Here is a 20,067-nt window from a genome sequence, read left to right as displayed (position 1 = left end):
GAGTCACCTATGTTCCCCGCATCCCGCGCACGCGGGAGGCGGTCGCTGATGCCGCGGATCGCCCTGCGCACCCGGCTCAAGCCCGGGGCCGAGGAGGCCTACGAGCGCGAGCACGCGACCATCCCGGCCGAGCTCGAGGCCGACATGCGCGAGGCCGGAGTGCGCTCGTGGACCATCTGGCGCGACGGGCTCGACCTGTTCCACGTCGTCGAGGTGGACGACTGGGCGGCCATGCAGGAGCGGATGCGCGACAGCGCCGCCGACCAGGCCTGGCAGAGTCGCATGAACCGCTTCCTGGACAGAGACTTCGACCCCTCGGCGATCCGCCTGCGGGAGGTCTGGAAGATGTAGGCGGGTCGGGGCGGCGCGGGCCGCCGCGATCACCGAGACATGAGGAGACGACAGTGCAAGACGCCATCGTGGGCCGCGGGGCGCGGGTGACGCGCTTCGGGTTCGGCGGCGCGCCGATCGGCAACCTGTTCTCGGCCGTCAGCGACGAGCAGGCCGTCGAGGCGGTCGGTGCGGCGTGGGCGGCCGGGGTGCGCCTGTTCGACACGGCCCCGCACTACGGGCTGGGGCTGTCGGAGCGGCGCCTCGGCGCCGCGCTGCGGCACCGCCCGCGCGAGCAGTACACGCTGTCCACCAAGGTGGGGCGGCTGCTCGTGCCGTCCTCGTCGGGCGGGCGCGACGACCAGGGCTTCGACGTGCCCGCCGACCGCCACCGGGTGTGGGACTTCTCCCGCGACGGGGTACGGCGGTCGATCGAGGAGAGCCTGGTGCGGCTCGGGCACGACTCGGTCGACATGGTGCTGATCCACGACCCCGACGACCACTGGGAGCAGGCGGTCGGCGAGGCGTACCCGGCGCTGGCCGAGCTGCGCGACCAGGGTGTGGTCAAGGCGATCGGGGTCGGCATGAACCAGTGGCGGATGCTCGCCGCCTTCGTCCAGGCGACCGACGTCGACGCGGTGCTGCTCGCCGGGCGGTACACGCTCCTGGACCGTTCGGGCGCGGCCCAGCTGTTGCCGCTGTGCCTCGACCGCGGCGTCGCGGTGCTCGCCGCGGGCGTCTTCAACAGCGGTCTGCTGGCCACGCACGACGCCGCGGGCACCTACGACTACGGGCCCGCGCCGCGTCCCGCCGTGGAGCTGGCGCGCCGTTACGCGGCGATCTGCGAGCGGTACGGCGTGACCCTCCCGCAGGCGGCACTGCACTTCCCACTGCGGCATCCGGCGGTGACGTCCGTGCTCGTCGGCGCGCGCTCCGCCGAGGAGGTGCGGCGCAACGCCGCCCTCGCCGCGGCTCCGGTGCCCGTCGAGCTGTGGGAGGCTCTGGACGCCGAGGCGCCGGTCGCCTGAGCCCGGCCCCGCCCGCCCGATCACGACGCAGGAGAGCCGATGATCATCGATGCCCACCACCACCTGTGGGACACCACCAGGCGGGAGTACCCCTGGATGGCGGCCGAGGAGCTCGCCCCGCTGCGACGGCCGTACCTGCTCGACGACCTGCGCGCCGAGACGACCGCCGCGGGGGTCGCCCACACGGTGCTGGTCCAGACGACCGCGTCCGATGAGGAGACCGAGGAGTTCCTGGCGACGGCCGCCGCCTCCGGCGGGCTGGTCGCCGGGGTCGTCGGGTGGCTCGACCTGACCGCCCCGGACGTGGCGGAGCGGATCGCGCGGCTGCGCTCGGGCCCCGGCGGCGAGCTGCTGGTGGGGATCCGCCACCAGGTGCAGGACGAGGACGCCGACTGGCTGGCGCGTCCCGACGTGCGCGCGGGCGTGCGCGCGGTGGGCGAGGCCGGGCTGGCGTACGACCTGCTCGTGCTGGCCCACCAGCTCCCGGCCGCCACCGAGCTGGTACGGCACCTGCCCGAGATGCGGTTCGTGCTCGACCACGGCGCCAAGCCGCTGATCTCCACCGGCGCGCTGGAGCCGTGGGCGGGCGACATCGGGGAGCTGTCGGCCTCGCCCAACGTGACCTGCAAGCTGTCCGGGCTGGTCACCGAGGCCGACTGGTCGGGCTGGGACGTCGCGGGCATCGCGCCGTACGCCGACCACATCCTGGCGTGCTTCGGGCCCGGCCGGGTGATGTTCGGCTCCGACTGGCCGGTGTGCGAGCTGGCCGCCACCTACGACCGCGTGCTCGACCTGGCCCGGCGCCTGACGGCGGGGCTGTCCGAGGGGGAGAGGGAGCAGGTTTTCGGCGGCAACGCCCGAACGGTATATAACCTTTTTTCCTGAAATAGCGGGCTAACGCCGGCCGGGGTAACGCGCCCCGGCGGCGGGGTGGAACGCGCGAACCCCTGGTGCGCGGCGGTTCGGCTGCGGGAACGCGAACCCTCGTGCCAGGGTTATTTGCCGAATTCTTCACTCGACACCTGCCTGACTTATCCGGCCGTTCGGGCATATGAATATTTGTTGCTCAAAGCTGCGATAAGTCGAACTAGGGGGAGCATTATGGCGGTGCGCACCGGGGTCATGGCCATGCTGATGCCGATGGTCCTGCTCAACACGGGCGCCGTGTCCGCGGAGTCGGCGGCGCCGCGAGCCGACGACAACAAGAGCACGGCGCTCGCGGTCGGGCAGTTCCAGCCGTACGCGGCCGGCCGCACGGCGGTCACCTACGACCCGAAGCTCGCCCCCTCGGGCGCCCTCGCGGCCGTCACCTACGTCCCCACCCACGACGGCAAGATGAACGTGATGCTGCGCACGCACGGGCTCGTCGCCAACCGCCGCTACGGCGCGCACGCGCACGTCAACCGCTGCGGCGCCAAGGGCGAGGACGCCGGGCCGCACTACCAGAACTCCAAGGACCCCGTCACCCCGTCCACCGACCCCAAGTACGCCAACTCCCGCAACGAGATCTGGCTCGACTTCACCACCGACGCGCGCGGCAACGGCCTCGGCAGGGCGCTCGTCGACTGGCAGTTCTCCGACCGTCAGGCCCAGTCGGTGGTCGTCCACGCCGACCACACCCACACCGAGCCCGGCAAGGCCGGCACGGCGGGCGCCCGCGTCGCCTGCCTCGACGTCGCCTTCTGACACGAGGACCCGGCGGGCGTCAGGGGGCGGCGACGGCCGTGCCGGAGTACCGGGGGGTCCGCTCGCCGGGCCGGGTCACCTCGAAGGCCATACGGCCGGGGCCCTTCCACGACAGCTCCACCGTGCTCGTGTGACACTGGGCGCCGCGCACGTCGGCGAGCCGGAAGTCCGGCGCCGAGGCCCTCCCGCCCGCCCTGACCAGGCGGCCCGAGCAGTGCAGGTCGGAGCCCCATCGCATGGTGCCCGGCCCGGCGGCCCCCTGGGGCAGGTCGATCTCCACCGGGAACACCCGGCCCGCCGTCGGATGCACGGCGCTGCCCGACCACCTGCCCGTGTACGACAGGCCGGAGTCGTCCTGTTCGGACATGCCCATCCAGAGCGCCGCCCCGGCCACCCCGGTCAGCAGCGCCAGGAAGAGCGCCGCGAGCAGGGGCAGGCGCGAGCGCGGCACGAACGCGGCGGGCGCGGGCTCAAGCGGGCTCGTCGACACCGCGGGGGTGATCAGGGTGTCCAGGACGCCGCCGTCCCCCGCGGCCCTCTCGCCGGAGCCGTGGCCGCCCGCCGTCGGCCGGTCGTCGCGCCCGCCCACCGGGACGTGCGCGCCCGGCTCGGCGGCGCGCGGGGGGACGCCGGGGCCGGCGGCGCGGTCGTCCTCCGGCACCGCCTCGTGCGCCACCGGGGCGTCGTCCGGGGCCCGGCCGGGCTCGGCGCCCCGCCAGGCCTCCCGGGGATCCCGGTCGGCCGCCACGGCCCGGGCGACCTCCGGGAGGCCGCCCGCCTCGGCGAACCCGCCCGGCGACAGAGCGGGGAACGGCACCGTGTTGCGGCCGATGAGGCGGCGCAGCACCTCCTCGGCGCTCGGCCTCCGGGCGGGGTCCTCGTGCAGGCAGGCCTCCACGATCGTGCGCAGCGTCCCCGACAGGGGGTCGAGGTCGGGCTTGCCGAACAGGATGCGCCCGAGCACGGCCTCGTAGAACTCGGCGGCGTAGGCGTGCCGCCCGCCGGCGGCGAAGGCGACCGTGAGCCCCCACCCGAAGATGTCGGCGGCCGTGCCGGCCCGCTCGCCCTTGAGCTGCTCGGGCGAGATGTAGGCGGGCGTGCCGACCGGAGCCCGGCCGGTGGTGGTCGCGGTGTCGATCACCCGGGAGATGCCGAAGTCGATCACCCGCGGCCCGTCGTGCCCGAGCAGCACGTTGCCCGGCTTGAAGTCCCGGTGGACCACACCCGACCCGTGGATCGCGGCGAGCGCCGTCGCGGTGCCGACCGCGATCCGGTCGAGCGACCCGCCCGTGCGCGGCCCCTCGGCGTTCACGTGCTGCTGGAGCGAGATCCCGTCCACGTACTCGCTGACGATGTAGGGCTGGTCGCCGTGCAGGTCGGCGTCGAGCACCTGGGCGGTGCAGAAGGGCGCCACCCGCCGCACCGCCTCGACCTCGCCCGCGAACCGGCGGCGCGCCACCTCGTCGTCCAGGCGGGAGTGCATCAGCTTGACCGCGACCGGGGCGCCCCCGGGCGCGGTCGCGAGGTACACGGTCCCCTGCCCGCCCTGCCCGAGCCGGCGCACCAGGCGGTACGCGCCGAGCCGCTCGGGGTCTACGGCACGAAGAGGGCCGGACGTGGACATAGGCCCATGCCTACCACGGCGCCGCCCACGCCGTGCGCCGACGTGATCACGCGCACGTGCCGACGGCCCGCCGGCGCCGCCCGGGCCGGGCGGCCGGAGAGCCGTTCCGCCCGGTCACAGGGCCCGGCGGAGCCACTCCTCGACGCCGGCCACGTGGACGGTGGCCCAGGCCCGGGCCACGTCGGGGCGGCCGGTGGCGATGGCCTCGTAGATGGCGGTGTGCTGCTCCCTGGTCTTGGCGGTGGCGCCCTCCTGGGTGAGGCCGCGCCAGATGCGGGCTCGCAGCGTGGGGCCGGAGAGGCTCTCGATCAGGGACGACAGCACGGTGTTGCCCGAGCCGGTGGCGATGCGCTGGTGGAACTCCAGGTCGTTGGCCACCAGCTCCTCGACGCTGGGGTCGTCGGGCAGGGCGTCCAGGATCGCGCGCAGCTCCTCGATGTCGGGCGGCGCCATGGCCGTGGCCGCCATGGCGGCGGCCTCGGGCTCCAGGATGCGGCGGACCTGGAAGAACTCCAGCACGGTGTCGTCGCGGTGGAAGTCGACGACGAACGAGAGGGCGTCGAGCAGAAGCCGGGGCTCCAGGCTGGTGACGTAGGTGCCGTCGCCCTGCCGCACGTCGAGCACGTTGATCAGGGACAGGGCCCGGACGGCCTCGCGCAGGGAGTTGCGGGAGAGCCCGAGGCGCTCGGCGAGATCGGCCTCCTTGGGCAGCCGCGCGCCCGGCGCCAGCTCACCCGAGACGATCATGCCCTTGATACGGTCGATCGCAGCGTCCGTGACCGCCACGCAGACACCATCCCTAGGGTTACGCGCTGTCGCGCCCAGACATCCGATGTCTAAGAGTGTAGGCGCTCACAGCGGCGGTTCGCGGACTATCGCGCCTCTCACACCCGTTCCAGCACCGTGGCGGTCGCCAGCGCCCCTCCCGCGCACATCGAGATCAGCGCGGTGGAGGAGCCCGACCTCTCCAGCTCGTGCAGGGCCGTGGTGACCAGGCGGGCGCCGGTCGCGCCCACCGGGTGGCCCAGGGCGATGGCCCCGCCGTTCACGTTGACCCGGTCGAGGTCGGGCCCGTGGACCGACGCCCAGGACAGCACGACGGCGGCGAAGGCCTCGTTGACCTCGAACCGGTCGACGTCGCTGATCTTCATGCCGGCCGACGCCAGCACCGTCGCGGTGGCGTCCACCGGGCCGTCCAGGTGGTAGTACGGCTCGGAGCCGACCAGCGCCTGGGCCAGGATGCGGGCCCGGGGCCGCAGGCCGTGCGCGGCGGCGGCCCGCTCGCTCATGAGCAGCACGGCGGCGGCGCCGTCGGAGATCTGCGAGCTGGTGCCCGCCGTGTGCAGCGCCTCCCCGCCGAGCACCGGCTTCAGCGCCGCGAGGCCGTCCAGCGTGGTCGCGCGCAGGCCCTGGTCCCTGCCGACCTCGCGGCTCTCACCGGTGGGGCCGCCGTCGGCGCCGAGCACCGGCGCGGTCACCGCGACGACCTCGCGGTCGAACCGGCCCTCGGCCCACGCCTCGGCGGCGAGCCGCTGTGAGCGCTCGCCGAACCGGTCGACGTCGTGGCGGGTGAGCCCGCGCCGCCGGGCGATGCGCTCGGCGGCGGTGAACTGGTCGGGCAGGTCGATCGACCAGTCGTCCGGGCGCGGGTCGGCGGGCAGGACGTTGCTGCCGAGCGGCTGGCGGCTCATGACCTCCACCCCGCAGGCGACGCCGGCCTCGATCACCCCGGCCTGGATGAGCGCGGCGACCAGGTGGACGGCCTGCTGCGAGGAGCCGCACTGGGCGTCGACGGTGGTCACGCCGGCCTGGTGGGGAAGGCCGGCGTACAGCCAGGCGTGCCGGCCGACGTGCCCGCCCTGCTCGCCGGCCTGGGTGACGCACCCGGCGAACACCTGGCCGATCACGGCGGGGTCGACGCCCGCCCGCTCGACGACGCCCCGCAGGGCCGCCGCGAGCAGGGCCTGCGGCTTCACCCCCGCCAGCCACCCGCCGCGCCTGCCGATCGGCGTGCGCACGGCCTCCACGATCACGGGCACGCCCATGCGGCCTCCTCGACTACGCTCCAGGCCCAGACTGTAACCCGTTCTAATTTCGGGTGGAAGCCCTCGCGGCGGGCGCCGGGCGTCAGGCGCCGAAGCCGGCGAGCAGCCGGTCGGCGGCGATCTCGATGCGGCGCTGGATCTGCTCGTACGTGCGCCGGCCGCGCAGCATCTCGAGCAGCTCGTGCACCCACACGCTGCCCAGCGAGCCGGCCAGCGCGACCTGCTCCTCGGTGGCCGACCCGAGGGTGAGCCCCTCGCCGGAGACACGCAGCAGCAGGCCTGCCATGCGGTCGCCGAACGGGGTGTCGACCTCGGCCATGATCAGCGAGCGGATCAGCGCGTCGGCCAGCTCGGGCTCGCGCATCAGGCCGCGGGTCGCGCGCATCAGCACGTCGACCGCGCGCCCCGCCGGGGTGGCCGCGCTCGGCGGCCGTCGCTCGATGCTGGTCTCCAGCAGGTCGATCTCCTCGCTGACGACCGCGACCACGAGATCCATCTTGGAGGGGAAGTAGCGGTAGAGCGTGCCGAGCGCCACGCCGGCGCGCTCGGCGACGGTGCGCATCTGCATGGCCTCGACGCCGCCGCGCGAGGCCAGCGCCGCCGCCGCCTGGACGATGCGCTTGCGGCGCTGGTGCTGGCTGCGGGTGCGGGCCCCCTGCGAGGCGGGCGCGGGAGCGCCGTGCGGCCCGCCGGGAGACGCTTCGTCGGCAGGGCCCTGGGAGGCGCCCGTTGCGCGGCCCGGAGTCTGGCGTCCCGGGTCGGGACGGTGCGTCACGTGGTCGGGGGGAACGGTCGCGGCGCCGGCATGCGAGGTGCGCATGAGAACACGTTACCGGGTTACCCGCAGGTAGGGCCGGTTGCGGGCCGGTCATAATGCGGGCCGGTCTTGCATGACGTTTGTGTTAAGTCCGTATGGAGGAAACCGCACACGGAAAATGGCTCTGGACACGGATTAGAATCTGTTCTAGTTTGCGCCTGACGCGCCTAAGGGGGCGACGGCACCGGGCAGGGGAGCGGTGATGGACTTCACCCTGGACGAGACGCAGGCGGAGCTGAGGACGCTGGCCGCGGGGGTGTTCGCCCGGGAGGCCACCCCGGACCGCCTGGCCGCGCACGAGCGCGGCGGCCGGCCGTACGACGACGCGCTGTGGCGCGCGGCGGCCCAGGCGGGGCTCATCGGCGCGTGCCTGCCAGAGGACACGGGCGGCGCCGGGCTCGGAGCCGTCGAGATGGCCGTCATCCTGCGCGAGGCCGGCGCCCACGTGGCGCCCGTGCCGTTGCAGGACGCCCTGCCCGCCGCCATGGTGCTCGGGCGGTACGGCTCGCCGGAGCAGCGCGCGCTCCTGGCCCGCCTGGCCGAGGGCGAGATCGTGCTGACGGCCGCGCCGCTGGAGCCCGGCCGTGAACTGGGGGCGCCGCCTCGCACGACCGCGCGGCGCTCGCCCGCGGGCTGGACGCTGACGGGACGCAAGACGATGGTCTCCCACGCCTCCCAGGCCGCGGCGGTCCTCGTCCCGGCCGACACCGGCGAGGGGGCCGGGCTGTTCCTGGTCGACCCCGCGGCGGCGGACGTCCGGCCCGCCCCCACCGCCACGGGCGAGCCCGCCGCCGTCCTGATCCTCGACGCCACCCCCGGCGAGCCGGTCGGCCCGGCCGACGGCGCCGCCGTCGCCGCGCTGCGCCTGCTCTGCCTGACCGCGATCACCGCCTGCGCCTCCGGCGTGCTGGCGGGGGCGCTGGAGCTCACCACCGCCCACATCCGCACCCGGCGCCAGTTCGACCGGGCGCTCGCGGAGTTCCAGGCGGTCACCGTGCAGATCGCGGACGTGTACATCGCCGGCCGGGCGCTGGACGTGGCGGTCTGGTCGGGGGCGTGGCGCGTTGCCCAGGGTCTGGACGCCGAGGCGGAGCTCGACCTGTGCGTGGCCGCCCACACGGTGACCGACACCGCCTTGGCCGCCCTCTACACCTGCCAGCACCTGCACGGCGGGATAGGGCTCGACGTCACCTACCCGCTGCACCGCTACTTCGCCTGGGGCAAGCACCGGGCCCACCTGCTCGGCGGCGTGGAGGCCCGGTTGGACACGTTGGGAGCGCTGGTCTGATGCTGGTCGACCTCACCGCCGAGCAGAAGCGGCTCCGCGCCGAGCTGCGCGAGTACTTCCAGGCCTGCCTGACCTCGGAGGACCGCGCCAAGATCGCACAGGACCCGTTCGGGGAGTCCTACATCGAGCACTGCCGCAGGCTGGGGCGCGACGGCAAGCTCGGCCTCGGCTGGCCCGAGGAGTACGGCGGGGCGGGCCTGGGGCCGATGGAGCAGCAGATCTTCGCCAACGAGATCGCGCGCGCCGACGTCCCGTACCCGATCATCACGCTGCAGACGGTCGGGCCCACGCTGATGCGCTACGGCACGGCCCGGCAGAAGGAGTTCTTCCTGCCGGGCATCCTCGCAGGCGAGTGCCACTTCGCGATCGGCTACAGCGAGCCCGAGGCGGGCACCGACCTCGCCTCGCTGCGCACCACGGCCGTCCGCGACGGCGACCACTACGTGGTGAACGGCCAGAAGGTCTTCACCTCCGGCGCCCACTACGCCCAGTACATCTGGCTGGCCGCGCGCACCGACCCCGGCGCGGGCAAGCACCGCGGGATCTCGATGATGATCGCCGACACGACCGACCCCGGCTACTCCTGGACGCCGATCATCACGATGGACGGCCGCCACCACACCAACTCCACCTACTACGCCGACGTGCGGGTGCCGGTCGACATGCTGGTGGGTGAGGAGAACAAGGGCTGGGACCTCATCGTCAGCCAGCTCAACCACGAACGGCTGACGCTCGGCCCGGCGGGCAACCTCGCCCGCGTGTACGACCGGTTCGCCGAGTGGGCCGAACGCACCGGCGCCGCCGAGGAGCCGGCCGTGCGGCGGGCGCTCGGGCGCGTCTACGCCTACTACCGCACCAACGAGCTGCTGAACTGGCAGGTCGCGGCGAGCATGGACCTCGGCTGGCTCGGGGCGCCCGACGCCTCCGCCACCAAGATCTACGGCTCGGAGCGCATGCAGGACGTGGGCCGGATCGTGGGCGAGGTGCTCGCGCGGTACGGCGACCCGTCCGACCCGTGGACCGCCGCCTTCGTCGAGAGCCTCGACCACGCGGTGAAGGGGGCGGTGGTGCTGACCTTCGGCGGAGGCGTGAACGAGGTGCAGCGCGAGCTGATCGCGATGCTCGGCCTCAAGCTCCCGCGCCCGCCCCGATGACGCCGTACCGCTCCGAGGAGGGACATTGACCACGACGGCCGAATCCGGCGTGCACCAGCGGCTCGCCGACCTCGCCGAGCGGCAGATCGCGGCGGGGGAGGTGCGGGGCGCCCCCGCCGCCGACCCGGTCAACCTGCCGATGATCCGCCACTGGGCCGCCGCGATGGGCGACGCCAACCCCGTCTACACCGACGAGGAGTTCGCCGCCGGCAGCGCGCACGGCGCGATCGTGGCGCCGCCGGCGATGATCCAGGTGTGGACGATGGCCGGGCTGGACGGCGGCGACACGGTGGGGCCGGTGGCGGTCATGCTGGCCGCGCTGGACGAGAGCGGGTTCACCGGCGTCGTCGCCACCAACTGCGAGCAGACCTACCACCGCTACCTGCGGCTGGGGGAGCGGCCGGTCGCGGCGACCCGGATGAGCGGGCTGTCGGGGCCGAAGACCACCGCGCTAGGTGTCGGTTATTTCGTGACGTGGGTGGTCACGTGGTATTCCGACGACGAGCCGGTGGCGGAAATGATGTTCCGGGTGCTCAAGTTCCGGCCCGTCGAGCGGAATCCGGAGCCCGCGAAACACGATCCCTATCCGCTCGCCCCGGCCGTCAACCGGGACACCGCGTTCTTCTGGGAGGGCGCCCGCCAGGGCGAGCTGCGCATCCAGAAGTGCGGGGACTGCGGCGAGCCGCGCCACCCGCCCGGCCCGGTCTGCCCCACCTGCCGGTCGCTGAACCGCACGTACACGCTCGCCGCCGGCGTCGGCGAGGTGTACAGCTACGTGGTGCATCACAATCCGCCGGTTCCCGGGCGGGAAATACCGTTTGTGGTAGCCGTAATCGCATTGCCGGAAGGTGTCCGCATTGTCGGGAACATTGTGGAATGCGCGGCAGAGAAGGTGGGTATCGGTATGCCGGTACGCGTGGTGTACCGGGAGATGGACGACGAACTGATCCTGCCGATGTGGATACCACGGGAGTCGTGATGCGCACACCCACCGAACAGGAGACCCGGGCCGGTGCGGCGCTCCCCGAACTGCGCATCGAGCTGACCCCCACCACGGTCGTCTCCACCGCGCTGGCCACCATGGACTTCACGCCCGTGCACCACGACGTCGAGAAGGCCACGGCGCAGGGGTCCAAGGACATCTTCCTCAACATCCTGACGACGATGGGCCTGGTCGAGCGTTACGTCACCGACTGGGCCGGGCCGGACGCGCTGGTCCGCGGCATCAACGTCAGGCTCGGCGTCCCCGCCTACGCCGGCGACGCGCTCATCCTCGGCGGCAGGGTGGCCGGCCGCGAGGGCGACGAGGTGACCGTCGAGGTGCGCGGGACGGTGAGCCTGGGCGACCACGTCACCGGCACCGTGCGCCTGCTCCTTCCCCGCTGACCGGCCAGAAAGGCACCCCCCACGTGTACTCGCTCTCCGGTCGCACGGCCATCGCGGGCATCGGCGCCACCGAGTTCTCCAAGGAGTCCGGGCGGTCGGAGCTCCAGCTCGCCGCGGAGGCCGTGTTCGCGGCCGTGGACGACGCGGGCCTGTCCCCGGCCGAGGTCGACGGCCTGGTGACCTTCACCCAGGACGCCAACCAGGAGATCGCCGTCGCCCGGGAGGTCGGCATCGGCGACCTCACGTTCTTCTCACGGGTCGAGTACGGCGGCGGCGCGGCCTGCGGAACGGTGCTGCACGCGGCCATGGCGGTCGCCACCGGGGCGGCGTCCACCGTCGTCTGCTACCGCGCGTTCAACGAGCGGTCCGGGCGCAGGTTCGGCCAGCCGGACCCCCGGCTCGGCGGGCAGCCGTCGTCCCAGGGCGTCGAGATGAGCTGGCACGTGCCGTACGGGCTGATGACGCCCGCCGGCTGGGTGGCCATGTTCGCCCGCCGCTACATGCACGCCTTCGGCGCCACGTCCGAGGACTTCGGCCGCGTCGCCGTGGCCATGCGACGGCACGCGGCCACCAACCCGGCCGCGTGGTTCCACGGCAGGCCGATCACCCTGGAGGAGCACCAGCGGTCGCGGTGGATCGTGGAGCCGCTGCACCTGCTCGACTGCTGCCAGGAGAGCGACGGCGCGGTCGCCCTGGTGGTGACCTCGGCCGACCGGGCCAGGCATCTGCGCAGGTCGCCGGCGGTCGTCACGGCGGCGGCCCAGGGGGCGGGGCGCGGGCAGATGATGATGACCAGCTTCTACCGGGACGACATGTCCGGCCTTCCCGAGATGGGGGTGGTCGCCTCAGCGCTCTGGTCGATGTCCGGCCTGTCGCCCAAGGACATCCAGACGGCCATCCTCTACGACCACTTCACCCCGTTCGTGCTGAGCCAGCTCGAAGAGCTCGGGTTCTGCGGCAGGGGAGAGGCCAAGGACTTCGTCGCGGACGGCGGCATCGAGATCGACGGGCGCCTGCCCGTCAACCCGCACGGCGGCCAGCTCGGTGAGGCCTACATCCACGGCATGAACGGCATCACCGAGGCCGTGCGCCAGATCAGGGGCACCGCCGTCAACCAGGTCGCGGGCGTGCGCAACGTGCTGGTGACGGCGGGGACCGGAGTCCCGACCAGCGGGCTGGTGCTCTCGCGCGAGTGAGGCCCGCCCCGCTCAGGGGGTGACGATGGTCGGCACGGCGAAGAACACCGCCAGCGCGATGGCCACGCAGATGACGAAGCCGACCAGCTCCCACAGCCAGTCGAAGTGATGCTCGCCCATCTTGATCGGCTTCGGGCGGTCGTGCCGCCTCGGCCGCGCGGACGCCCGCTCGGCGCCCCGCACGGGCGCGGCGGCGCCGGACGTCACCGCGGGCAGCGGGCCGGTGGCCGGGCCGGACGTCACCGCGGGGAGCGGGCCGGTGGCCGTGGCGTCCGTCGAGGGCGATTCCACCGCGGACGTCGCGACGCCGAAGACCTTGACGTCGGTGACCGCGCGCTCGGTGCCAGCGCGCTCGGCGGCCGGTGCCGTCACGGGGGCCGCGTCCGCCGCGGAGACGGCCTCGACCGCCGGGGACGGCGTCGCCTCGGGGGCGGCCGTCCCGAAGACGGCGCCTTCGGGGAGGGTGGCCTCGGGGTCGGCCGACTCATGGACGGCCGTGGCCGTGGAGGGTGCCTCGGGGACCGCCGTGGCGGGGCCGGTCACGGCGGAGTCCGGCTCGGGCCGGTCGGCCGGGCGCCGCCTGGGCGGGCGGCGCGGGGCGAACAGCCGGGCGAGACGGCCGCTGACCTGGCTCGGGATGCCTTCGGAGGCCTCAGGCTCCGGCCTGGCCGTTTCGGCGGGCGGCGCGCCGGCGGACGCCCGCGCCGGGGCGTGCGTGACGGGAGCGGGCGGGGCGGCCGGGACCGGCGGCGGCTCGGGCGCCGGGGGAACTCCGGCGACCGGCGCCTCCAGGACGTCACCGACCGGGGCGGCCAGCAGGAGACCCGGGGCGGGCGGGCGGACCGGCGGCTCGGCGGCCGTCCGAGCGGTCTCGGTCTCGGTCTCGGTCTCGGGGGCGGGCTCGCGGGCGGGCCTGCCCTCGCCGCCGGAGGGGGGACGGCCGACGCTGAAGGTGCGCTGGAGGGTGGGCCACTGCCCGCCGGCGAGAGCGTCGCCGAACAGTGACTTGGTGCCGCCCGGCCCGCCGCCCCGGGCGCCCGCCGAGCGGGCGATCTTGGGCATCGGCTCGGTCGTGGCCTCGTGCCTGGACCTGCGGCCGGAGCGCGGTGGCGCCGGCTCCTTGGCGGGGAAGACTCCGGCGTTGGTCACCGGGTTGGGCTCGGCGAGCGGCAGCGGCCAGCGGGGCGAGGTGGGCCACAGGCGCCTGGCCGGGGCCTGCGCCGGGGCGACCGGGGCCGCGTCCTCGGGGATGGAGTCGAGCACGCGTGAGCGCAGCGACATCGGGGGCGAGCGCCACGGCAGCCGGGCCAGCGCGCCCTCGGCCGTGGCGGCCCCGAGGGCGCTGATCGCCTCGGCCGCCGGCGGCGGAAGCGGGCGGCCCGACACGGCGGCGCTCACCGCGGCGGTGAGCGAGTGGGTGAAGCGCCGCAGGGCCGTCATCTCGAGCTGCTCGGCGGTGTCGGCGGCGACGTCGAGCACCCAGGCGAGCTCCACGGCGTCCAGGCCGCACACGGCCGACAGCAGCAGCACCTCGCGCTGGTGCGGGCGGATCTCGCGGGTCACCCGCTCGACCAGCGCCCCGGCGGGGTCGGCGACGGGATCGACCGAGGGCAGCACGTAGGCGACGTCACGCCGGTAGACCTCGCGGCGGGCGTGCGCGTACAGCGCGGCGCGGGGAGGCTCGACGGCCGGCACGTTGGTGAGGACGGCGACCAGGGCGTTGGCGGCGGAGGTGGTGTCACCGAGCTGGTCGTGGCAGTACGCGAACAGCCCGGCGGCGTGACGGTCGTAGAGCTCGGCGACCAGCTCGCCGCGCGGGCGGTGGTCGATGAGCGAAGTGGTCACAGCCGGTCCTCTGGAATTCTCGTGCGGGGCGTGTGGTTCGACGGGGGGTGCGGGGACGGACGGGGGCTCGGGTGCCCAATCATGCCAAGGCGGTGCCATGGGCCGCAGCCAACGATGCGACTTTGATAGATATCGCATCAGCACTGGTGAGCGGTGGTCGAAATGCCGGGAGTTTCGATCATGAATATCTACCGGCGAGTAGGTTCGGCGGTCCTCGACATGGTTCAAGAGTGATCACCCTAGTCTGCCCGGTGGCGATCACCTTAGGCTGTGCCGGGGGAATTCCAAGTGGACCCGCGGCCGGGCCGTCACCTACCGTGGGGGCTGCCCAGCGGGTGGTAGCCGTCAGCAGCCGACTCGATGATCCCGGGCCAGGCGGTCCCGGCCGACAAGCACGAGGTCGTGCGTGATCACTTTCGAAGGCGTCACCAAGCGCTTCGGCGACGGCACGGTCGCCGTCGACAACCTGAACCTGCAGGTCCCCACGGGGGCCGTCACCGTATTCGTCGGCCCGTCCGGGTGCGGGAAGACCACGTCGCTACGCATGATCAATCGCATGATCGACCCCACCGAGGGCCGCATCCTGCTCGACGGGGAGGACATCCGGAAGATCGACCCGCCCGCCCTGCGGCGGGGCATCGGCTACGTCATCCAGGCGGCGGGGCTCTTCCCGCACCGCAAGATCGTCGACAACGTGGCCACCGTGCCCTACCTGCTCGGATGGGACAAGAAGAAGGCCCGCGCGCGTGCGATGGAGCTGATGGAGCGCGTCGGGCTCGACACCAAGCTGGCCGAGCGCTACCCGTTCCAGCTCTCCGGCGGCCAGCAGCAGCGGGTCGGCGTGGCCCGCGCCCTCGCGGCCGACCCGCCCGTGCTGCTCATGGACGAGCCGTTCAGCGCCGTCGACCCGGTCGTGCGCACCAGCCTGCAGGACGAACTGCTCCGGCTGCAGGCCGAGCTGCAGAAGACCATCGTCTTCGTCACCCACGACATCGACGAGGCCATCAAGCTCGGCGACACCGTCGCGGTCATGCGCGTCGGCGGGCGCCTGGCGCAGATCGACGACCCGCCCACCCTGCTCGCCGAGCCCGCCGACGACTTCGTCGAGGGCTTCCTCGGCAAGGACCGCGGCATCCGGCGGCTCTCCTTCGTCCCGGCCGGTGGGCTCGCGGTGCGGTCGGAGCAGGGCATCCCCGGCTGGTCGGTCGTACTGGACGACGACCGCCGCCCGCTCGGCTGGCGCGCGGAGGGCGGCCGTCCGTCCGAGGGCAACGGCTACGACTCGCCGGCCAAGGAGGGCGATCCCCTGGAGGGGCCCGTCCTGAACGGTACGCGTCCCGAGCGGCCCCCCGCCGGAGAGGCGCGCACCCGCGCCGCCGCGGCCGGGCTTCAGCCCTTCGGCACGGTCGACCTGAACAAGGACTCCCTGCGGGCCGCGCTCGACGCGGCGCTGCTCGCCCCGTCCGGGTGCGCGATCGCGGTGGACGGCGAGGGGCGGTTCACCGGCATCGTCACCCGCGAGGCGCTGGACGCGGCGCTCGCCCGCGCGACGGGGCCGGCCGATGGGTGACGCCGAGCCGCTGGTCCGCTGGGACTGGATCGGCAGGAACTGGCCCGACATCCAGGGCCTCCTGGTCGACCACGTGATCATGGCGATCCTGCCGGTGCTGCTCGGGCTGCTGGTCGCGCTGCCGCTCGGCCTGGCCAGCGCCCGCTGGCGCGTCCTGTACCAGCCGACCGTCAGCCTGATGAACGTCGTGTACTCGCTGCCGTCCCTGGCGGTGTTCATCGTGCTCATCCCGCTCACCGGGCTGGCGAACCGCGCGACCGTCATCATCCCGCTCACCTTCTACTCCCTGGCGGTGCTGATCCCCGCCGTGGTCGACGGGCTGGGGTCGGTGCCCGCCCATGTGAGCCAGTCGGCGGTCGCCATGGGCTTCGGGCCGATGCGGCGGCTGATCCAGGTCGACCTGCCCATCGCCGTCCCGGTCGTGCTGGCCGGGCTGCGGGTGGCCACGGTCTCCAGCATCAGCCTGGTCAGCGTGGGCGCGCTGATCGGGCGTGGCGGCCTGGGATACCTGTTCATCGACGGCTGGCAACGCCAGTTCTCCACGCCCATCCTCGTGGGCATCGTGCTGGTGGTCGTGCTGGCCGTGCTGGCGGACGGGCTGCTCGTCCTCGCGCAGCGCCTGCTGACGCCGTGGGCCCGGGCGAGGAGGACCGCGTGAACTGGCTGTTCGACTTCTTCGGCGACGCGGCCAACTGGTCGGGGTCCGGGGGCATCCCGGTCCGGGTGCTGGAGCACGTGGAGTTCTCCGTCATCGCGCTGCTGTTCGCGATGCTCATCGCGATCCCGCTGGGCCTGCTGATCGGGCACACCGGCCGGGGGGCGGTCGTGGTCGTGGTCGCGGCCAACGCCGCCCGCGCCCTGCCCACCCTCGGCCTGGTGGTGCTGATCGTGCTGCTGGTGGGCGTGGGCACCACCTGGCCCGTGCTGGTGCCGCTGGTCGCGCTGGCCGTCCCGCCGATCCTGGTCAACACCTACGAGGGCATCCGCGGCGTCGACGACGACCTGCGCGACGCCGCGTACGGCATGGGCCTGCGCGGCCGCCAGGTGCTCCTGCGGGTGCTCGTGCCGGTGGCGCTGCCGCTGATCCTGCTCGGGTTGCGCATCGCGGCCATCCAGGTGGTGGCGACGGCGACCGTCGCGGCGTACGTCGGGCTGGGGGGTCTCGGCCGGTTCATCATCGACGGGCTGGCGACCAAGGACTTCCCGAGCACGATCGGGGGAGCGGTGCTGGTCGCCGCGCTGGCGCTGGTGGTCCAGCTGGGGTTCGCGCTGCTGCAGCGCCTCGTCGTCTCGCCCGGGGTCAGCGGGCGCGCCCAGGCCCGCTAGTCTTCAATACCGTTCGTTCTGAAAGGGAATTCCATGAGGCGAATATTCACCACCGCGGCGGTCGCCCTGACCGCCGCGCTCACCCTGGGCGCGTGCGGCGGCGGCGGGGACCCGCTCAGCGAGACCACCGCGGCCCCGGCCACCACCGGCTCCTCGGCGGGCGGCAAGGTCGTCATCGGCTCCGCGAACTTCCCGGAGAACGTCCTGCTCGCGTCCATCTACTCCCAGGCGCTCAGCGCCAAGGGCGTGCAGGTGGAGGAGAAGTTCAACATCGGCAGCCGCGAGGTCATCTACGACCAGGTCAAGGGGGGCGCGCTGACGGTGCTTCCCGAGTACAACGGCGGCCTGCTGAGCTTCATCGACCCCTCCAGCACCGTCGCGAGCACCGAGGAGGTCAACAGCGCGCTGGCCTCCAAGCTGCCGCCTGAGCTGGAGATCCTCGAATCCTCCCCGGCGGAGGACAAGGACTCCCTGACGGTCTCCAAGGAGACCGCCACCAAGAACAGCCTCACCACGATCGAGGACCTGGCGAAGGTCTCCAAGGACTTCGTGGTCGGCGGCCCGCCGGAGTTCAAGAAGCGCCGTGAGGCGCAGTTCAAGGACGTGTACGGCCTGACGTTCAAGGAGTGGAAGCCCACCGGCGAGACCACCGCGGACGCCATCAAGAGCGGCACCGTCCAGGTGGGCAACGTGTTCACCACCGACCCCAAGATCCTCATCAACGGCCTGGTGCCGCTGCAGGACCCCAAGAACGTCTTCAGCGCCCAGAACGTCACGCCGCTGGTCAACAAGGCCGGCGTCAACGACACCGTCCGCACCACCCTCAACGCGGTCTCCGCCAAGCTCGACACCGCCACACTGACCGACCTGATGAAGCGCGTGGCCGTCGACAAGGACGACCCGCCCGCCGTCGCGAAGGACTGGCTCACCCAGAACGGCCTGGCCTGACCCACCACCTGCCCCCGGCAGGTGAGGCGGCAAGCCGCCGACCAACCAAGGGCCACCCCGCCCGCCCCGCCCAAGCGAGGCCCCCGGGGTGGCCCTCACCATGCCCGCGCCCGCTCCCGGCGGTGTGACGCGCCGCTGCCCGAGGTGCTGGAGGCGATCACGGGTACAGGGCCGCCGTGGGCGGCGGGCGGCCCGTCCGACATGGCACAGTCTCATGTGCTCCCGATGTTTCCGGCCGCGCCGCATCCAGAAGGGTCACCATGACGCACATCGATTTCGCCACCCCCGCGACGCTGCACCCCACCCCCGGATACAGCCACGTCGCCAGCGTCCCGCCCGGCACCAGGCTCGTCTGGACGGCAGGCCAGGTTCCCATCGCCCCCGACGGCACCGTGGCACCGGCGGGCGACTGGGAGGCCCAGGCCCGTCAGGCGTATCAGAACCTCGGAGCCGCCCTGGAAGCCGGCGGCGCCACCTGGGCCGACGTGATCAAGCTCAACATCTACGTCGTCGACACCTCGGCCCTTCCCGCCCTCCGCGCCGTGCGAGACGAGTTCGTCAACGTGGACAACCCACCCACCAGCACACTCATCCAGGTGGCCGGCCTCTTCCGCCCCGACATCCTCCTGGAGATAGAAGCCATAGCGGCCCCGCCCGCCTGACCTCCCGGCCGAGGACGAACCTCCGACGACCTCACAACGAGGAGTGGAGACGCCCAGTCCACGGCATGGTCCCTCGCCCAGCCGCGCTCCGCGCGTCAGAGCGAGGGGCTGTGTCTTCTTGGGGGCAAGCCCCCAAGAACCCGGCGAGGGGCCTCCCGCCCCTCGTGCTCCCCGGCCCGGCGCGGGACTACAGGACGATCCGGTCGACCCGCACGGCGCGATCGCCCGGAACCGCGATCGGGTCGGCACCTCCACCACCCTGCCGTTCGCGTACATCCGCCGCGTGATCACGAACACCGGCACCCGCCCCGATGTCCAGAAGCGCGGCTTCCTCGGGTGTCGGCATGCGTGCGGCCGTCTCCTCGACGATGTCGTCGACGTGGAGGCCGAGCGCGCGCAACTGCGCGATGTTGCCGCCGGGCCAGGGCTCGTTGCCGGGATCCGCGACGGGTGTGTCCTCGACGTCGGCTCGAAGCAGACAGGAGCGGGACACATCTGACCCGGGGCGCCGTCGGCATAGAAGACGAACCGTCTCTCCAGGACCCCGGCACAGATCTCGACCCCGAACAACCTCGCCAGGCGCTCATCGGCCTCGATCCACTGGAAGGCCTGTCCAGCCCGTACCGGCTCCAGGTGATTCCCTGATCCGCCGTGAAGGAGGTCTGAGGCCTGGCCTGCGATCCAGCGTCGGCCCGGTACCGATCCATCGAGACCCGCCGCACCGGCGGCCGTCGCCGGATGAACGTCCCGACCCCTGGCGCGACTCCAGCACCCCTCGTCGTGTGCCGTGCCCGTTTTCACTCACACTGGATGCCTCTGAGGAGCCCGTTGGGGAGCAGCCACACCCGGCCGCAGTCGTAGGTGCCGGAGGGGATGGTGATGACTCCCGGCTCGTAGCCGCCGGAGCCGGTGCAGCCGGTGGCGTTGATCTCGTAGGGGCCGAGTATCGGGATGGGTGACAGGATCGCGTACCCGCTGCTGCAGGTGTAGGAAGCGTCCGCGTGCGCCGCGGCAGGGGCGATCAGTGGCGCGGCGAGCAGGCCGAGCACGACGGCGGTTCGGGTGAGGGGGGCGCGGAGGGAGGGCATGGCGTCCTTTCGCGGCGGTTTGTGGCATGCCACGCCTGCGTTCCCGAGTGATTGATCAGCAACCCCCTGTGTCC

The 20,067-nt window shown here is 73.2% G+C and carries 21 protein-coding genes; 14 read left to right on the top strand and 7 right to left on the bottom strand.

Translation table 11 applies throughout. The annotated features are described in order from the left end of the window. Positions 1–48 precede the first annotated feature (48 nt). The 4 genes from PYR91_RS19980 to PYR91_RS19965 all read left to right on the top strand — a co-directional run bounded on the left by PYR91_RS19980 (position 49) and on the right by PYR91_RS19965 (position 3,044). The gene (locus PYR91_RS19980; RefSeq protein WP_279781600.1) at positions 49–351 is read left to right on the top strand and encodes an L-rhamnose mutarotase; all 303 of its coding nucleotides are present in this window, start codon (positions 49–51) and stop codon (positions 349–351) included. A 53-nt stretch (positions 352–404) separates the two neighbouring features. After that, on the top strand, positions 405–1,358 hold the full coding sequence (locus PYR91_RS19975) for an aldo/keto reductase (RefSeq protein ID WP_279781599.1): 954 nt from the start codon (positions 405–407) through the stop codon (positions 1,356–1,358). Positions 1,359–1,397: 39 nt separating this feature from the next. Beyond that, positions 1,398–2,243, top strand: a complete 846-nt coding sequence (locus PYR91_RS19970) for an amidohydrolase family protein (protein ID WP_279781597.1) — start codon at positions 1,398–1,400, stop codon at positions 2,241–2,243. A 222-nt stretch (positions 2,244–2,465) separates the two neighbouring features. Continuing rightward, positions 2,466–3,044 carry a superoxide dismutase family protein gene (locus tag PYR91_RS19965; RefSeq protein ID WP_279781595.1) on the top strand — a complete coding sequence of 193 codons (579 nt, stop codon included), beginning with the start codon at positions 2,466–2,468 and terminating at the stop codon, positions 3,042–3,044. A 19-nt stretch (positions 3,045–3,063) separates the two neighbouring features. On the opposite strand, the gene PYR91_RS19960 is transcribed toward PYR91_RS19965, so the two are convergent. From PYR91_RS19960 to PYR91_RS19945, 4 genes are all read right to left on the bottom strand, one after another. Further along, positions 3,064–4,668, bottom strand: a complete 1,605-nt coding sequence (locus PYR91_RS19960; protein ID WP_279781593.1) for a serine/threonine-protein kinase — start codon at positions 4,666–4,668, stop codon at positions 3,064–3,066. A gap of 114 nt (positions 4,669–4,782) precedes the next feature. Then, positions 4,783–5,454 carry a FadR/GntR family transcriptional regulator gene (locus PYR91_RS19955; RefSeq protein WP_279781592.1) on the bottom strand — a complete coding sequence of 224 codons (672 nt, stop codon included), beginning with the start codon at positions 5,452–5,454 and terminating at the stop codon, positions 4,783–4,785. 98 nt (positions 5,455–5,552) lie between these two features. Further along, entirely contained in the window at positions 5,553–6,713 is a 1,161-nt protein-coding gene (locus tag PYR91_RS19950; protein ID WP_279781590.1) for a steroid 3-ketoacyl-CoA thiolase, read from the bottom strand. Between the two features lie 82 nt (positions 6,714–6,795). Then, positions 6,796–7,329 (bottom strand): TetR family transcriptional regulator, encoded by a 534-nt coding sequence (locus tag PYR91_RS19945; RefSeq protein ID WP_279781785.1) that lies wholly within the window; start codon positions 7,327–7,329, stop codon positions 6,796–6,798. A 403-nt stretch (positions 7,330–7,732) separates the two neighbouring features. Between PYR91_RS19945 and PYR91_RS19940 the strand changes: the two genes are divergently transcribed. The 5 genes from PYR91_RS19940 to PYR91_RS19920 are packed head-to-tail and all read left to right on the top strand — an operon-like array spanning position 7,733 to position 12,554. After that, positions 7,733–8,818 carry an acyl-CoA/acyl-ACP dehydrogenase gene (locus tag PYR91_RS19940; protein ID WP_279781588.1) on the top strand — a complete coding sequence of 362 codons (1,086 nt, stop codon included), beginning with the start codon at positions 7,733–7,735 and terminating at the stop codon, positions 8,816–8,818. Next, entirely contained in the window at positions 8,818–9,972 is a 1,155-nt protein-coding gene (locus PYR91_RS19935) for an acyl-CoA dehydrogenase family protein (RefSeq protein WP_279781587.1), read from the top strand. The genes PYR91_RS19940 and PYR91_RS19935 overlap by 1 nt, the downstream gene beginning before the upstream one ends. A 25-nt stretch (positions 9,973–9,997) precedes the next feature. Further along, the gene (locus PYR91_RS19930) at positions 9,998–10,951 is read left to right on the top strand and encodes a bifunctional MaoC family dehydratase N-terminal/OB-fold nucleic acid binding domain-containing protein (protein WP_279781585.1); all 954 of its coding nucleotides are present in this window, start codon (positions 9,998–10,000) and stop codon (positions 10,949–10,951) included. Further along, positions 10,951–11,358, top strand: coding sequence for a MaoC family dehydratase (locus tag PYR91_RS19925; RefSeq protein ID WP_279781583.1), 408 nt, complete (start codon positions 10,951–10,953; stop codon positions 11,356–11,358). The genes PYR91_RS19930 and PYR91_RS19925 overlap by 1 nt, the downstream gene beginning before the upstream one ends. A 23-nt stretch (positions 11,359–11,381) precedes the next feature. Beyond that, complete coding sequence (locus PYR91_RS19920; protein WP_279781580.1) at positions 11,382–12,554, top strand: lipid-transfer protein; 1,173 nt, start codon at positions 11,382–11,384, stop codon at positions 12,552–12,554. A gap of 12 nt (positions 12,555–12,566) precedes the next feature. Here the strand turns inward: PYR91_RS19920 and PYR91_RS19915 are convergent, their stop codons facing one another. Next, the gene (locus PYR91_RS19915) at positions 12,567–14,399 is read right to left on the bottom strand and encodes a hypothetical protein (RefSeq protein ID WP_279781579.1); all 1,833 of its coding nucleotides are present in this window, start codon (positions 14,397–14,399) and stop codon (positions 12,567–12,569) included. A 406-nt stretch (positions 14,400–14,805) separates the two neighbouring features. Here PYR91_RS19915 and PYR91_RS19910 point away from each other — a divergent pair, with 406 nt between their 5' ends. From PYR91_RS19910 to PYR91_RS19890, 5 genes are all read left to right on the top strand, one after another. Next, positions 14,806–15,969 carry an ABC transporter ATP-binding protein gene (locus PYR91_RS19910; protein ID WP_279781578.1) on the top strand — a complete coding sequence of 388 codons (1,164 nt, stop codon included), beginning with the start codon at positions 14,806–14,808 and terminating at the stop codon, positions 15,967–15,969. Beyond that, a complete protein-coding gene (locus PYR91_RS19905) occupies positions 15,962–16,627 on the top strand; it encodes an ABC transporter permease subunit (RefSeq protein WP_279781576.1) in 666 nt (221 codons plus the stop codon). The genes PYR91_RS19910 and PYR91_RS19905 overlap by 8 nt, the downstream gene beginning before the upstream one ends. Beyond that, the gene (locus tag PYR91_RS19900) at positions 16,624–17,295 is read left to right on the top strand and encodes an ABC transporter permease subunit (protein WP_279781574.1); all 672 of its coding nucleotides are present in this window, start codon (positions 16,624–16,626) and stop codon (positions 17,293–17,295) included. The genes PYR91_RS19905 and PYR91_RS19900 overlap by 4 nt, the downstream gene beginning before the upstream one ends. Before the next feature lie 33 nt (positions 17,296–17,328). Next, complete coding sequence (locus tag PYR91_RS19895; protein ID WP_279781572.1) at positions 17,329–18,243, top strand: ABC transporter substrate-binding protein; 915 nt, start codon at positions 17,329–17,331, stop codon at positions 18,241–18,243. 260 nt (positions 18,244–18,503) lie between these two features. After that, the gene (locus PYR91_RS19890) at positions 18,504–18,905 is read left to right on the top strand and encodes a RidA family protein (protein ID WP_279781570.1); all 402 of its coding nucleotides are present in this window, start codon (positions 18,504–18,506) and stop codon (positions 18,903–18,905) included. A 187-nt stretch (positions 18,906–19,092) separates the two neighbouring features. On the opposite strand, the gene PYR91_RS19885 is transcribed toward PYR91_RS19890, so the two are convergent. Both PYR91_RS19885 and PYR91_RS19880 read right to left on the bottom strand, forming a co-directional pair. Then, positions 19,093–19,398 carry a hypothetical protein gene (locus PYR91_RS19885; RefSeq protein WP_279781568.1) on the bottom strand — a complete coding sequence of 102 codons (306 nt, stop codon included), beginning with the start codon at positions 19,396–19,398 and terminating at the stop codon, positions 19,093–19,095. Positions 19,399–19,702: 304 nt separating this feature from the next. Beyond that, a complete protein-coding gene (locus PYR91_RS19880; protein WP_279781566.1) occupies positions 19,703–19,993 on the bottom strand; it encodes a hypothetical protein in 291 nt (96 codons plus the stop codon). Between the last annotated feature and the right edge of the window lie 74 nt (positions 19,994–20,067).

The organism is Sphaerisporangium sp. TRM90804, assembly GCF_029846175.1.
Lineage (GTDB): Bacteria > Actinomycetota > Actinomycetes > Streptosporangiales > Streptosporangiaceae > Sphaerisporangium.
Note: the sequence above shows the minus strand (reverse complement) of the source record. Positions and strands in the feature narration are given on the sequence as shown.

Excerpts from the sequence above, each read along its gene's own strand:
- PYR91_RS19980 (WP_279781600.1), top strand. The coding sequence starts at position 49 with ATGCCGCGGATCGCCCTGCGCACCCGGCTCAAGCCCGGGGCCGAGGAG.
- PYR91_RS19970 (WP_279781597.1), top strand. The coding sequence starts at position 1,398 with ATGATCATCGATGCCCACCACCACCTGTGGGACACCACCAGGCGGGAG.
- PYR91_RS19960 (WP_279781593.1), bottom strand. The coding sequence starts at position 4,668 with ATGTCCACGTCCGGCCCTCTTCGTGCCGTAGACCCCGAGCGGCTCGGC.
- PYR91_RS19950 (WP_279781590.1), bottom strand. The coding sequence starts at position 6,713 with ATGGGCGTGCCCGTGATCGTGGAGGCCGTGCGCACGCCGATCGGCAGG.
- PYR91_RS19940 (WP_279781588.1), top strand. The coding sequence starts at position 7,733 with ATGGACTTCACCCTGGACGAGACGCAGGCGGAGCTGAGGACGCTGGCC.
- PYR91_RS19935 (WP_279781587.1), top strand. The coding sequence starts at position 8,818 with ATGCTGGTCGACCTCACCGCCGAGCAGAAGCGGCTCCGCGCCGAGCTG.
- PYR91_RS19925 (WP_279781583.1), top strand. The coding sequence starts at position 10,951 with ATGCGCACACCCACCGAACAGGAGACCCGGGCCGGTGCGGCGCTCCCC.
- PYR91_RS19905 (WP_279781576.1), top strand. The coding sequence starts at position 15,962 with ATGGGTGACGCCGAGCCGCTGGTCCGCTGGGACTGGATCGGCAGGAAC.
- PYR91_RS19895 (WP_279781572.1), top strand. The coding sequence starts at position 17,329 with ATGAGGCGAATATTCACCACCGCGGCGGTCGCCCTGACCGCCGCGCTC.
- PYR91_RS19890 (WP_279781570.1), top strand. The coding sequence starts at position 18,504 with ATGACGCACATCGATTTCGCCACCCCCGCGACGCTGCACCCCACCCCC.
- PYR91_RS19880 (WP_279781566.1), bottom strand. The coding sequence starts at position 19,993 with ATGCCCTCCCTCCGCGCCCCCCTCACCCGAACCGCCGTCGTGCTCGGC.